Genomic DNA, 14,309 nt, shown 5'->3' with positions numbered 1-14,309 from the left:
TCCTGCTTTTATGCTAAAATCATTTTTTTTACGCGTGCTGAATCTGCATCGGAAACCAAACTCTCTTTTCTAAGGTTTCTTTTTCTCTTAGCAGATTTTTTTGTAAGAATGTGGCTGTGATGAGACGAGTGTCTTTTTATCTTGCCACTTGCTGTAACCCTGAAACGTTTTGAGGCGCCTCTGTTAGATTTCATTTTTGGCATAACCAATTTCCTTCCTATTTATATGTCATAATCATGTTCATATTTCGTCCCTCAGATTTGATGGCACTTTCAACTTTGGCAATATCTTCCAGGGCCTCGGTAACCCTTTCTAATAATTTTACACCAAATTGTTTATAGGCCATCTCTCTGCCTCGGAACTGAACAGTGAACTTTACTTTACATTTGTGCTCAATAAACGACCGCGCATGTTTTAATTTGTACTCTAAATCATGGTCATCTGTTTTTGGGCGCATTCTAATTTCTTTTAAAACTACAACGTGTTGTTTCTTTTTATTATCTTTCTCTTTTTTCTTTTGCTGGAAAATATACTTTCCATAGTCAAGAATTTTACAAACCGGCGGTTTGGCATTTGGTGCAATTTCAACAAGATCCAGACCAGCTTCTTCGGCCATTTCTCTGGCCTTATCAACAGAAACAATTCCAACTTGTTCATTTTCTTCGCTAATAAGTCTAACTTCCTGCACTCTAATGTCACTATTAATTCTGACTTTACTGGTTGCGATAACTATCTCCTTTTAAATAATCAGTTTTGATCTAATTCTGTGCTTAATCTATCAATAAATGATGAAAGCGTCAACCTGCCTAAATCACCATCTCCTTTATGTCGAACCGAGACGTTATTTTCTTCCATCTCATTATCTCCAACGATTAACATATATGGGATTTTTTGAACTTCTGCTTCACGGATTTTAAAACCCATTTTTTCGCTACGTGTATCAACATCAACGCGGAAATTGTTTTCTTTTAAGCTTGCTGCAATCTTATTAGCATATTCTGCGTGCCTGTCGGCGATTGGGATAACCTGAATCTGTTGAGGTGCCAACCACAAAGGAAAATTACCGGCATAATGTTCAATTAAAATCCCAAAGAACCGTTCGATAGAACCAAGTAACGCCCGGTGAATGGTTATTGGCCTATAATTTTGTCCGTCTTCATCTACAAAGTTTAAATCAAAACCTTCTGGTAAATTAAAATCAACCTGGATTGTTGAACATTGCCAAGAACGTCCCAAAACATCACGAATTTTTATATCAATTTTAGGGCCATAAAAAACACCTTCACCAGGATCAACCTCAAAAGGTGTTTCGCTGGTTTCTAATGCATCTTTAAGAGCATTTGTGGCCAACTCCCAGCTTTCATCACTCCCAACATATTTTTCAGGTTTTGTTGACAAGTAAACATCAAACTCGGTAAAGCCAAATTTATTTAACATGTCCTTTGTAAACCCAAGAACTGTTTTAATTTCTCCAGCAAGATTTTTAGGATGGCAATAAATATGTGCGTCATCCTGAGTAAACCCGCGAACTCTCATCAGACCATGTAAAACCCCGGAACGTTCATAACGGTAAACTGTACCAAGCTCGGCGTACCGAATTGGTAAATCACGATAGCTGCGTATTTTGGTTTTATACATTTGCATGTGAAACGGGCAATTCATTGGTTTAAGCTGGTACTCAACTTCCTCTACAGCCATCGGCTTAAACATATTTTCAGAATAGAAATTCGTATGTCCGCTTTTGTCCCATAAATTTAATTTTGCAACATGAGGGCTATAAACAAGATCGTATCCATTTTTGACATGCTGATCACGCCAATAGCTTTCAATTATATTACGGATCATTGCCCCTTTTGGCAGCCATAAAATCAAACCGCTTCCAACATCGTCACTAAGATTAAACAATTCCAGTTCACGCCCCAACTTCCTATGGTCGCGCTTCTTTGCTTCTTCGAGACGTTTGACATGAGCTTTTAATTCTTTACTGTCCGGGTAATTTGTACCGTAAATTCTTTGGAGTTGCTTATTGTGTTCATCACCTTTCCAATATGCACCTGCAAGTGAAAGAAGTTTGAAATTTTTACCAAGCACTTTTGTTGATGTTACATGAGGTCCGCGGCAAAGATCAGTGAATTCACCCTGGCTATATGCAGTAATTGTTTCGTCTAATTCTTCGATCAGTTCAATTTTTAGGTTTTCATTAATTTTCTTGAAAAAATCAACAGCGAAATCCTTCTCCATTACCTGACCGGTAATCTGCAAATCTTCATCAACTATTTTGGCCATTTCAGATTCAATTTTCCCAAGATCATCCGGTGTAAGCTTTTCTTCTAAATCAATGTCATAATAAAAACCATCCGCAATGGGAGGACCGATACCAAGTTCAGCTTTGGGGTATAATCTTTTAATTGCCTGGGCCATCAAGTGAGCAGACGAATGCCAAAATACTTCTTTTCCACCGGCATCTTTAAATGTAAACAGTTGTATTTCACCGTTTTCTTTTAGAGGAGAATTTAAAGAAATAGTTTTTTCATTAAAACTGGCTGCTATTGCTTTTTTTCTTAACGAGTTACTAATGCCTGCTGCAACTTCCAGAGGAGTAATACCAGAATCATAATCAACCTGAGATTGATCAGGGAACGTAAGTGTTATTTTCTTCAACAAAATTCCTTAGACATAAATCTTATTTCATGTAATAAATGTGTGGGACGAGAGAGAGTCGAACTCACGACCTCTACGATGTCAACGTAGCGCTCTAACCAACTGAGCTATCGCCCCATTTAAAAAGTGGTGAATTTACGGGCTAAAGTCAGTAAAATCAATCTTTTTTAGCGATAATTAATTGGATATTTTAATCACACACATATAAATAAATTTCTTTTATAATTTGACTTTAAAATCCTGCTACACCTTTTAATACTTTTTTTGAAAGTACCAAAAAAAAGCCCCGAATAACGGGGCTTTGTGGGGAGAGGGGGATTCGAACCTCCGAAGACCTGAGTCGACAGATTTACAGTCTGTTGCGTTTAACCACTTCGCTATCTCCCCTTAACAAGAGTCACTAATATACGGTATGATAAATTACTGAGTCAAATTAAAATTCACTAAAACTATACTTTTAATAAAATATATTTCTGTCGATGACTTGATCCGGAAATTTCTGCCCTGTCCATATTTCAAAACTCTTTTTTGCCTGCCCAATTAACATATCCAAACCATTTATTGTTGTAAGGTTCAATTTTTGTGCTGCTTGCAAAAAAAGTGTGTGTTCTGGGTTATAAATAAGGTCATAAATTATTGTTTTGTCATGAACATTATTTTGGATATTAAATGGGATTTCATTTTTAAGATTCGCCATTCCGACATTTGTGGTATTTACAATCAAATCATATTTTAGATTATTATCATTCTGGCTTTTTGATAAAATCTTGATTTCAGGATTTAAATGGCTTTCCAATTTTTCTTTTAAAAGCTCTGCCCTCTCCTTACTCCGATTTAAAATATCTAAAATATTTAGCTTTAATTTATCGATTAATGCGAAACAAATTGCATTCGCTGCTCCGCCGGCACCAATAACTAATACAGATTGAATAGTATCAAAATAATTACGCAAAGGAAGCAAAAATCCATATAAATCTGTGTTATAACCAATCCATTTGCTGCCTTTTTTTTTGATGGTATTGACTGCTCCAACCTTGGCAGCTAGTGGATCTGTCTCATCAAGAAAAGACAAAATCTTTTGTTTATATGGAACTGTAACATTTAAACCTTTGATATTTGCCTTTTTTAATTTCAAAATCTCATCTGTAAAAATATCAGGGGGAATCTCGTATCTTTTATATTCTGCGTTTAGTGCTAAGTGTTTAAATGCAGGATTGTGTATTTTTGGGGAAAAAGAATATTTTACAGGAAATCCAATGATGCCGTATTTGTCCATATTATTTAACAATTGAATCAAGAGTTTTATAAAAGCCCGGAAATGATACCGCTGCACACTCAGGGTCATCAATTTCGATATGACTATTTGTAAATTGGTTTGCTATTGAAAAAGCCATTGCAATTCTATGATCCCCGTGTGTTTCAATTGTTCCTGGTCCAAGTTTTTGTGGTCCACTAATATTGAAGCCATCTTTAAATTCATCAACCTCAACATCAAGTTTTCGAAGATTTTGTACAATAGTATTAATTCGGTCTGATTCTTTATATCGTAGCTCTTCTGCATTCCTTAAAACTAAGTCGCCATGAGCTTGAGTAGCCAAAACAGCCAAAATTGGGATTTCATCAATAATATTTGGTATTATTTTTTTAGAAATATTTAGATTTTGGAGTTTAGAAGCGGAAACATCAATTGTCCCTATTGGTTCGGGTTTTTCTTGTTCAATATTAAATTCTAATTGTGCACCCATTTCCTTTAAAACATTTATCAAACCTATCCGTGTTGGATTTAAGGAAACCCTCGATATTCTTAACGAAGAACCTGGTATTGCCAGGGCTGCACAAATAAAAAATGCAGCTGAAGAAAAATCACCAGGAATTTCCATACTCAAATCCGGAATGGAATTTAAAGAAGAGCTTTCAATATGTTTTTGTTTATCTGTTATTTCTGAATTTAGAGAAAGCATACGCTCCGTATGATCGCGAGTAATTGAATTCTCAGTAACTTTTGTTTTACCTTCAGCATATAAACCTGCTAGCAATATGGCTGATTTCACCTGTGCACTGGCCATAGGCGTTGTGTAAGCAATACCTTGTAAAGGAACTTTTCTGGTGAATGTTAAAGGTAAACAGCCCAATGTTGTGTCAATTCTGGCTCCCATTTTTTGTAAAGGTTTTACAACCCTGTCCATAGGCCTATTTGATAAAGAAGAGTCTCCAACAAGTTTAGTATCAAAAGGTAAAGCTGCTAACAACCCTGATAATAATCGCGCTGTTGTACCAGAGTTCTGGGCATCTAAAGCAGCATTTGGTTTCTGCCATTTATCAAAGCTTTTACCAAATATTGTTAGATTTGTCCCTCTCTTTTTATGTTCAATACCAAGTTTTTCTAAACAAGAAAGTGTAGCTTTGCAATCATTGTTTAAGTTAAAATTTGTAAAATGTGACTCGCCTTCTCTCAAGGCACTAAACAAAGCGGCACGATGAGAAATTGATTTATCACCAGGAAGTTTTATCTTACCTTGAATCATAATTATTTGGTTTAGTTTGGGATTTAATAAAAAAAAAGCGGGTCATTTAACTGACCCGCCCTGAAATATAAATTAAAATATTTAGGAAGCAATTTATTTAGCTTTTTTAAGCATCCCATCAATCAAGAAACCGAGCCCAGCAGTTATTAACAGGACAGGCCAATAAGTTGAAACAATATCTGAGACTTCCCAAAACGGAATTGAACTATAATAAAAGAATAGAACAGGCAGAGCGGCCAAAATAAAAATCACCCCGAATGTTACATTTGAAAAACTTGATCTTGTAAAAGCATAATAAATAAGATTTGAAAGACCAAGAGGAATAAGTAACATTGGAAAAATCATCGCATCTTGACTAGGGATAGGCATAATGCCTAAATCCATCATTAGTAGCAATGATGCAATCAGAATGAAAAAACTTCCACCTAAAAGCCCTTTTCTGGAAGGGGTTAAAAATGCTTTTCGGATTAGCAAGACTCCAAGTATTGCAAATCCAACAATCAACAAGTATGGCAAAGTAAAATTTAACAAATCAAATTGATTAACCAACAGTATTGTGCCAACAGCAATTAGGGCTAGTGGAAAGAAATAAGATTTATTCATTATTCACCTCCATTTTTTATTTGAGGCGATGCATCCGGGAAAACAATGATGGCAATTATGTAAGCAATTATAGCCAGTCCACCTGAAGCTAATGCGGCGAAAACCCAAAGCAGACGTATTAGAGTAACATCTATATCAAAATAATGTGCCAATCCTGTACAAACGCCGGCAATCATTTTATTTTCACTTATTCTATAAAAATCAGTTTTTAAAGGATTGTCTTTTTGATAAACATCCTCATCAGTATATTCCTCTTCTTCATGAGTATCGGTTTTCTTTTTATACATTATGTAAAGACCAAACCCTATAAGCAGGATGGCCATAAATGCTTGCCATGGAAATGACCAAAAATGAAAACGATACAGAAAACCAGTTTGCTCTAATAATAAAAGTCCTCCGAAAATGATTAGAAGAGTTCCCCATAGTTTTGCGCTGTCACCACTTTTTTTAGCTTTTTTTGCTGTATATTCCTGATTTGGGTTTTCAGGAACAATTATCAAAGCGGCGATATAAGCAATAATGCCGGCTCCGGCAAAAAGTGTAACAAAAACCCAGGCAATTCTTATAATGAATGGATCAATATTAAAATACTCTGCTACACCACCGCAAACACCACCAATTAGCCTGCTTTGTTTGGACCTATATAATTTTGGTGAGCTATTACTTTTATCTTGACTGTCATCCATCCTGTTGCCTCCTGTTATAAACATTCATCTTCAAAGACGGTTTAATACAACACAAAGTTTCATTCAGGTAAACCAATAGATAAAATCTCATATTTCAATATTCCTGCCGGAACTTTGATCTCCGCAACGTCCCCTACTTTTTTACCAATAAGTCCTTTTCCCACAGGGGAAGCAACAGAAATCTTACCTTCTTTAAAATTTGCCTCTTCATCAGATACAAGGGTATATGTCAGTTCTTTACTTGTTTTTGTATCCTTCATTTTCACTACATTCAAAATGCTTATTTCTTCAAGCGAAATCTCCGACTCATCTATAATCCTTGCGCGCGCAACCCGATCCTGAAGTATTTGTACTTTTGTCTCAACCATAGAAAGTTCTTCTCTGGCGGCGTGATATTCAGCATTTTCCTTTAAATCGCCATGATCACGCGCCGTTGAGACTTTCTCGGTTACCTTCGGCCTGGTTACATATTTAAGTTCATGTAGCTCTTTTTTTAGTTTTTCTAATCCTTCTGCGGATAGATATACAAATTCCACTGTAAATCCTTTCAAATATTTTAATTTGTGAAGTAGTCCTTTTGGAGTCCTCACACTGTTTCTAAATTGTTATTTAAAGTTAAATTTAATTTGGATCGCTTAGACGTTCAACCGAAAAAATACCCTGGAGCTTTAAAATGCTGTTAATGATTTTTGTAAGATGTTGCAGGTTCTTTACCTGAATATTTAGTTGACCTTTGGCATAAAGATCTTCGCTGCTGAAATTTGCCATAACAATGTTTGTTTCCAGCTTTGACACACACATTGTAACATCTTTCAAAAAATCCTTGCGATCTTCGCCAATAATGGAAAGCTGAACCAAAAATTCCTGGTCTTTCTCTATATCCCATGCAACTTCAATTATACGTTGCTTTTCTTCCAATAAATGAACCAGGTTTTTACAATCATTTAGGTGGATTGTAACTCCTTTTCCACGAGACAGATAGCCTATTATCGGATCACCCGGAACCGGATGACAACATTGGGCAAAGTTAATCAGCATATTGTCCATGCCTTGAACTTTTATACCGGATTGATTTCGGGATTTCTTTAAATACTTTGAAAAAAAGTTCTTTTTCTTTGGCTCAGTTTCTTCAACATTAGTGGGGAAAAGCTTTTTGCGAATTGATTCTACAACAAGCTCTCCTCTGCCAATTGCAATAATTAGCGACTCAAGATTGCTAAAACCAAGCTTAGGAATATTTTCAATAAACTCTTGGCTTTTTTCAGTCAGTTTATGTTTTTTTAAAAACTTAACAAGAATTTCATGACCGATTTCCCTTGTGTTAAGAAGCTGCTCTTCTTTTATATACTTCTTAATCCAATGCCGCGCCTTGCTTGTCTTTACAAATCCCAACCAGTCATGCGAGGGTTTTTGACTATTTGAGGTGATAATTTCAACCTGGTCCCCACTTTTCAATGTTGTTCTTAATGGGACAATCTTGCCATTTACTTTTGCCCCGATACAGTGATTTCCAATATTGGTGTGGATTTCATAAGCAAAATCTATGGGCGATGATTTAGCAGGCAGTTTAAACAGATCACCATTTGGAGAAAATAAAAACAATTCATCATGAAAAAGATTGATCTTTAAATCTTCCATAAATTCACCGGCATCTTCAGATATTTGCCTATCAAGCATATCCTTAACCCAGTTTAAAGCCTTTTCAATTGACTTCTCTTCTTCGGTGCCTTGCTTATATTTCCAATGAGCTGCAATTCCATCTTCTGCAAGGGCATGCATTGCCTTGGTACGAATTTGAATTTCAACCATTTTACCGGCCGGGCCAACAACGGTTGTATGCAAAGATTGATAGCCATTAATTTTGGGCATGGCGATATAGTCTTTAAAGCGATCGTAAACAGGATTAAACAGGTTATGGATTATTCCAAGAGCATAGTAGCATTCTTCAACTTTATCGACAAGAATTCTTATAGCCAGTAAATCATAAATTTCTTCAAAAGGCCTGTTACGTTTTTTCATTTTATGGTAAATACTGGAAAAACTTTTTGGCCTGCCTGAAATGGTTGGTTTAATATTGTTTTTGGACATCTCCTCATAAATCGGATTGGCAATATCATTTATATAACCTTCCCTCTCATCCCTGGAAAGTTTAATCTTATCTACAAGCATGTCATAAATATCGGGTTCAAGATTTTTTAGGCAAAGATCTTCCAACTCCCATTTAATTTTAGCAATCCCAAAACGATGTGCCAAAGGTGCATATACGTCTCTGGTTTCAAGGGCTATACGCGGTCTTTTCTTCTCAGGTACATGTTCCAAAGTACGCATATTATGTAGCCTGTCCGCAAATTTAATCATTATAACCCGCACATCTTTTGCCATGGAAAGAAGCATTTTACGGAAGGTTTCGGCCTGGCGGATTTCTTTACTTTGGAATTTTAGTTCACTGATTTTTGTAACGCCATCCACCAGTTTTGCTACAGGTTCGCCAAATTCCTCGGTAATAACATCAAGCTGAATATTTGTGTCTTCAACAACATCATGTAATAAACCGGAAATAATTGTTGTGGGATCCATACGCAATTCTGCAAGGATCACAGCAACATTTAAACAATGCTCAAAATACGGTTCTCCGGAGTATCTTTGTTGCCAGACATGAGCTTTTAAGCTGTACTCGTAGGCTTTTTGAAGGCTGCTTCTATCGAACTCAGAATAATATTCTTTTATATCAAGGCACATCTGATCAAACGATTTATCATATCGCTGATGCATTTGTTTAATGATTTTTTCTTCTTTTGATTTTGAAGCAGATTTAGCGGTATTCATTTAAGTTTTTTGTTTATTAAAACCGTAGTTAATTTTTTAAAAAGCAGCCGGCCCCATTGCCGATGTATCATGAAACATGTCGGGATCTGCAAATTTTCCAAATTCTTTCAGGAAAGTTAAGCGCACATTTCCAACCGGACCGTTTCTTTGTTTTCCTATTACTACTTCACACATATTGTGCGTAGAAGTTCCATCTTCAAATTCTTCAAGGTTATAATATTCAGGACGGTAAACAAACATTACCACATCAGCATCCTGCTCTATAGCGCCTGATTCACGCAAATCAGACAGCTGTGGACGTTTGTTATGTTTATCACGCGATTCACTTGCACGCGATAGCTGAGAGAGTGCGATAACAGGAATATCCAGCTCTTTTGCAATACCTTTAATGGAACGAGAAATATGGGTAATTTCCTGCTGTCTGTTCTCCCCTTTTGTACCATCCATTAGCTGCAAATAATCAATAACTAACATTTGAACATTTGCTTCCGCTTTTAAACGTCTGGCCTTGGCCCTTAATTCCAGTACATTCAAGGATGGTGAATCATCGATATAAATAGGTGCGTTCATTAGCTGGGCAACATGACTTGTCAGCCGTTCCATCTCTTGTTTGTTAAGTTTTCCTGTTCGCACATTCATTTGATTTACTCTGGCTTCCGTACAAAGCAAACGCATAACCAGGGATTCTGAAGACATTTCCAGACTGAAAAAGCCAACAGGAATTCCATGATCGACTGCGGCATTACGGCACAAATTTAAAGCAAGAGCTGTTTTTCCCATACTTGGGCGCCCGGCCAAAACAATTAAATCCGATGGCTGAAAACCGGCAGTCATTTTTTCCAAATCCTTAAAGCCGGAATAGACCCCGGTAACTCCCGATGTATCGGAATGGAAAAGCTGATCGATTTTTTCAAAAGTTGTATGCAGAATTTTCTTTATACCTGCAAAGCCTTTCTGCATACGCATTTCAGAGATCTCAAAGATTTTGCCTTCAGCCTGGTCAAGAAGCTCGTTTATATCATCATTTTGTTCGTAAGCCTTGTCGATGATAGTGGTACATTCTTTAATCAAAGTTCGCGAAAGGGCTTTTTGTTTTACAATGCCCAGATAATTCTTAAGATTTGCTGAAGATGGTGTACTGTTGGCAATTTCTGCCAGATAATAGGCACCACCAATTTCATCAAACTTCTTAGCGCGTTTCAGCCTTTCTGTCAATGTAATCAGATCGATTTCAATTTTCTCATCAAACATTTCCATAATTGCCTGAAAAATAACCTTGTGTGCAGGTTTATAAAAAAATGAGGCATCGATTGTTTCAATGGCGATTGACACGGCTTCCTCATCAAGAAGCAGCGCTCCAAGTACAATTTGTTCTACATCAATTGATTGAGGTGGTGTGCGTAATATTTGTTCTTCCGGTTTGGAAACATCCATGAAAATTTTTCCTAAGAAACAAAACCTTCCTCGATGCTGCCGGGAAGGTTTAAAGTTGGTTTTTATGTATTGGATTGTTTAAAAAGTTGTTGGAAAAGGATAATCAAAAAAATGCTCTATTGCAATATTTGAAAAGTAGTTTTTTGATCTATTTTCAGCAAGCTAACTTTGCAAACAGCTATTTGTATTTACTTAATATTGATCATATTAAAAGAGTTTTGCAATCTTCTGTAAATCCAGCCAGGCATTGGCTTTCCAGCGTGGGTTTCTCAGCAAGGCTGCCGGATGATAAGTGACAATAAATGGGATGTTTTCATAGCTATGTTCTGATTGGCGCATCATGCTTAATGAATCACTTTTCTTTAATAAAACCTGCGCAGAAATCCGTCCCAGAGCCACAATCACTTTTGGCTTAATAATCTCGATCTGTTTTTTAAGATATGGTTCACAATGAACTACCTCATCCGGGAGAGGATCGCGGTTATTGGGCGGGCGGCATTTTAACACATTGGCGATATAAACCTCTTCGCGCTTCATTTGTAAGGCAAACAGCATTTTATCCAGCAACTGCCCTGCCTTACCAACAAAAGGCAAACCCTGCATATCCTCATCACGGCCTGGTGCTTCACCGATAAACATAATATCAGCCTGCGGATTGCCCATACCAAAAACAAAATTAGTCCGTGTATGCCCTAAACTGCATTTAGCACATTTGTTTATCTCATGGTAAAATGCTCTTAAATCAGGATTGCCCTGGTGAAGAAGCTGTTCGTCAAAAGTCTTTTTTGCCGACCTTGGTATAAATTCCTTTTTGGGTTGAACCTGTTGTTTTACCTCAGGCTTTGCTTTGGGAACCGGCGAAATTGTTTCATCAGCAACCTCCATCGAAAAATCAAATTCACCATCAAAGCGAATATTGTCACCGTAAACCGTTTTATACCAATTTAGATAGGCGCTTAAATCTTGAAGTGTTTCACCATTCATAAAATTAAATTTCCAGCATATTGTCTAAGATTTTATCGGCTACATCATTTTTTGTCATCAATGGCAGCGAAACATTATTCGACTTACTTATAATCTCAACCTGGTTTGTATCTCCTGCGAAACCAGCTCCTTTTAGATTTGGATTGTTGGCAATAATCAGGTCCAGATTTTTTCTAATAAGTTTTTTTCGAGAATTTTCAATCAGGTCTTTTGTTTCAACCGAAAATCCAATTACTTTTTGATCAGCTCTTTTTAAAGTCTGAATATTCTGCAAAATATCGGCAGTTCTTTTCATCTCAAGCAGAAGGTTTCCTGAGCCTTTTTTCATTTTATTTTTTAGTGTTGTTAGTGGCGTATAATCTGCTACCGCGGCTGATGAAATAAAAAAATCACACCAGGCAAAATGCTTTTGAACTATTTGGTTCATTTCTTCTGCACCACGCACCTTGAGGATATTTAAGTAGGCCGGTTTCCTTGCTGAGCCGGGGCCTATTATTAGCTTTACATCTGCGCCTCGAATATAAGCCGCTCTTGCTAAAGCGATTCCCATCTTCCCAGTTGATCGGTTTGACAGAAACCTGACAGGGTCAATATCTTCATTTGTTGGGCCGGCAGAAATCAGTATTTTTCTATTTCTAAAATCTTTTGCTGAAAAATGAGCTTTTATTAAATCTAAAAAATCTCCAACATTTTCTTTTGGTGAGATATCTCCATTTTCTGCTATGGTGAAGAGATAATCAAGCTCGCCGGTATTTTGTTTCGCGGCTTCCCGTTGGAAATTAATAACCAAATCAAAATGCTGTCCTTTTTGAAATTGTAAAAAATTGGAGAAAAACGACAAAAATGTACCGTAATTATTTTTCTTTTCAAGATAAATAACATAATCAGATTTATTTAACTTTTGAAGTAATTCCCAGCCAAAAAACAATAAATTGGATTCATCCTTAATTAGGATAGATTTTTTATTCTGTATCATCAATTATTAATTTTTCAACTTCTTTGACAGCGGTATTTAAATCATCATTTACAACAACATGATTAAAAAAGCTTGCTTGCTCATATTCAAAATCAAGACGTTCCAGTCGTTTGTTTATGGTTTCAGTATCTTCGCTTTTTCGATCAATGAGTCGTTGACGGAGAACATCTTTCCCCGGCGGTTTTATGAAAATTAGTAATGCATCTTTGTAAGCCTGTTGGATTGACTTGGCGCCTTTTACATCGATATCAAACAAAACTGTTTTGCCGGCAGCAACAGATTCATCCACCTTGTCTTTCAAAGTACCATAAATATTTCCATGGACCTCTTCATACTCCAGAAACTTATTTTCTTTGGCCGCTCTTTTAAATTGTAATGGGGATAAGAAATAATAATCTTTTCCGTCTTTTTCAAAAGGTCGTTTTGCCCTGGTTGTAGCAGAAACAGAAATTGCCAAATTAGGATGTTTCTCAAGTAGAATTTTAACTATCGTGGTTTTGCCTGCCCCGCTTGGTGCGGAAAAAACTATGTGCTGTGATTTAAATTTCATCTTCTATTCTATGTTTTGGGTTTGTTCACGGATTTTTTCAATTTCTTCTTTTACCTGAATGATCAAATGTGATATTTCAACATCAGTTGTTTTTGAATTCATTGTGTTGGCTTCGCGGTGCATTTCCTGCAAAATAAAAGTCAGTTTTTTGCCTAACTCTTTGTCGCGTTTTAATGTTTGCCGGAATTGGCTAATATGGCTTTCCATGCGGGTAAGCTCTTCAGTAATATCAACTTTGTCTGATATTAATGCAATTTCCTGCTCCAGCCTTTCCGGATCTATTTGCTGGTTTTCTAAAAGTTCATTAATCCTGGTAAGCAATTTATCAAACTCACTTCTTACATTTGCCGGTGCCTTGTTCAGAACTGTTTTTGTAATGGAATTTATTTTGGTGAGCCGCTCATTCATATCCTTAATTAAATGTTCGCCTTCTTTTAAACGCATGTTATTAAATGCCTGCAAGGCTTTTTCCAGTGTGTTGCTTAATTGCTCGCTAAATTCCTTTTCATCAACACTGCTAATATCAGGTTCAAACAACTCCTGAAAAGTAAGCAAGTGACGTAAATCTATTTCTTCACTTAAATTCAGTTTCGTTTTTATAGCTTTTAAAGTATTGTAGTAATGAAGCAGCTTTTCATCATTGACAGTATTGCCATTGTCACTCTTTACAACTTCTTTTATTTCTATGAATACGCTTACTTTTCCACGACTAACTTTATTCTTCACAATTTTTCTCAATCCGGACTCAAATGAAGAAAGCATTGAGGGCATTCTGAACATAATATCCAAATAGCGGTTGTTGACACTTTTTATTTCAACCGTAATTTCAAACCTGTTGGCCATAAGCTGACCTTTACCGTATCCCGTCATACTATGCATAAAAAATAAACCTCAATATTTTGGTTTAATAAATGTAATTACTTTTATAACTTTAGCATTGTAATTGAACCACTAAATATTTTAAACTAAAATAATTCTATTCAGTAAGATGATTAATCAAAAATATTTTTCAGATAACAATGTTCCATTATACAATCTAACAAATAATTAAATAACGAATAAAC

General features: G+C 36.2%; 14 protein-coding genes, 2 tRNA genes and 1 pseudogene. All 17 read right to left on the bottom strand.

All coding sequences use genetic code 11. From position 1 onward, the window contains the following. Positions 1 to 8: 8 nt before the first annotated feature. The 17 genes and pseudogenes from rpmI to HND50_01995 all read right to left on the bottom strand — a co-directional run bounded on the left by rpmI (position 9) and on the right by HND50_01995 (position 14,124). Positions 9 to 203 carry a 50S ribosomal protein L35 gene (gene rpmI, locus HND50_02075; protein NOG43987.1) on the bottom strand — a complete coding sequence of 65 codons (195 nt, stop codon included), beginning with the start codon at positions 201 to 203 and terminating at the stop codon, positions 9 to 11. Positions 204 to 217: 14 nt separating this feature from the next. After that, positions 218 to 706 carry a translation initiation factor IF-3 gene (locus HND50_02070; GenBank protein NOG43986.1) on the bottom strand — a complete coding sequence of 163 codons (489 nt, stop codon included), beginning with the start codon at positions 704 to 706 and terminating at the stop codon, positions 218 to 220. 41 nt (positions 707 to 747) lie between these two features. After that, the gene (gene thrS, locus HND50_02065) at positions 748 to 2,661 is read right to left on the bottom strand and encodes a threonine--tRNA ligase (protein NOG43985.1); all 1,914 of its coding nucleotides are present in this window, start codon (positions 2,659 to 2,661) and stop codon (positions 748 to 750) included. Between the two features lie 43 nt (positions 2,662 to 2,704). Then, positions 2,705 to 2,778, bottom strand: a tRNA-Val gene (locus HND50_02060). A gap of 187 nt (positions 2,779 to 2,965) precedes the next feature. Continuing rightward, positions 2,966 to 3,048, bottom strand: a tRNA-Tyr gene (locus HND50_02055). Positions 3,049 to 3,118: 70 nt separating this feature from the next. Next, positions 3,119 to 3,937 carry a shikimate dehydrogenase gene (aroE, locus tag HND50_02050; GenBank protein ID NOG43984.1) on the bottom strand — a complete coding sequence of 273 codons (819 nt, stop codon included), beginning with the start codon at positions 3,935 to 3,937 and terminating at the stop codon, positions 3,119 to 3,121. A 1-nt stretch (position 3,938) separates the two neighbouring features. Continuing rightward, a complete protein-coding gene (gene aroA, locus HND50_02045) occupies positions 3,939 to 5,186 on the bottom strand; it encodes a 3-phosphoshikimate 1-carboxyvinyltransferase (protein NOG43983.1) in 1,248 nt (415 codons plus the stop codon). 93 nt (positions 5,187 to 5,279) lie between these two features. Next, complete coding sequence (locus tag HND50_02040) at positions 5,280 to 5,789, bottom strand: hypothetical protein (protein NOG43982.1); 510 nt, start codon at positions 5,787 to 5,789, stop codon at positions 5,280 to 5,282. Continuing rightward, the gene (locus HND50_02035; GenBank protein NOG43981.1) at positions 5,789 to 6,076 is read right to left on the bottom strand and encodes a PspC domain-containing protein; all 288 of its coding nucleotides are present in this window, start codon (positions 6,074 to 6,076) and stop codon (positions 5,789 to 5,791) included. Before HND50_02035 ends, HND50_02040 begins: the two co-directional genes overlap by 1 nt. Before the next feature lie 189 nt (positions 6,077 to 6,265). Next, positions 6,266 to 6,475, bottom strand: a pseudogene (locus HND50_02030) (PspC domain-containing protein). Between the two features lie 59 nt (positions 6,476 to 6,534). After that, positions 6,535 to 7,011 (bottom strand): transcription elongation factor GreA, encoded by a 477-nt coding sequence (greA, locus tag HND50_02025; protein NOG43980.1) that lies wholly within the window; start codon positions 7,009 to 7,011, stop codon positions 6,535 to 6,537. Between the two features lie 85 nt (positions 7,012 to 7,096). Then, a complete protein-coding gene (locus HND50_02020; GenBank protein ID NOG43979.1) occupies positions 7,097 to 9,301 on the bottom strand; it encodes a bifunctional (p)ppGpp synthetase/guanosine-3',5'-bis(diphosphate) 3'-pyrophosphohydrolase in 2,205 nt (734 codons plus the stop codon). Positions 9,302 to 9,337: 36 nt separating this feature from the next. Beyond that, entirely contained in the window at positions 9,338 to 10,735 is a 1,398-nt protein-coding gene (gene dnaB, locus HND50_02015; protein ID NOG43978.1) for a replicative DNA helicase, read from the bottom strand. 207 nt (positions 10,736 to 10,942) lie between these two features. Then, complete coding sequence (locus HND50_02010; GenBank protein ID NOG43977.1) at positions 10,943 to 11,719, bottom strand: uracil-DNA glycosylase; 777 nt, start codon at positions 11,717 to 11,719, stop codon at positions 10,943 to 10,945. Between the two features lie 4 nt (positions 11,720 to 11,723). Next, positions 11,724 to 12,695, bottom strand: coding sequence for a bifunctional phosphopantothenoylcysteine decarboxylase/phosphopantothenate--cysteine ligase CoaBC (gene coaBC, locus HND50_02005; GenBank protein NOG43976.1), 972 nt, complete (start codon positions 12,693 to 12,695; stop codon positions 11,724 to 11,726). Further along, positions 12,682 to 13,245, bottom strand: a complete 564-nt coding sequence (gmk, locus tag HND50_02000; GenBank protein ID NOG43975.1) for a guanylate kinase — start codon at positions 13,243 to 13,245, stop codon at positions 12,682 to 12,684. Before gmk ends, coaBC begins: the two co-directional genes overlap by 14 nt. 3 nt (positions 13,246 to 13,248) lie before the next feature. Beyond that, the gene (locus HND50_01995) at positions 13,249 to 14,124 is read right to left on the bottom strand and encodes a YicC family protein (protein NOG43974.1); all 876 of its coding nucleotides are present in this window, start codon (positions 14,122 to 14,124) and stop codon (positions 13,249 to 13,251) included. Positions 14,125 to 14,309: the final 185 nt, after the last annotated feature.

It is taken from the genome of Calditrichota bacterium (assembly GCA_013112635.1).
Taxonomy (GTDB): domain Bacteria; phylum Calditrichota; class Calditrichia; order Calditrichales; family J004; genus JABFGF01.
The sequence above is the reverse complement of the archived record's forward strand: the minus strand, read 5'-3'. Positions and strand labels throughout refer to the sequence as shown.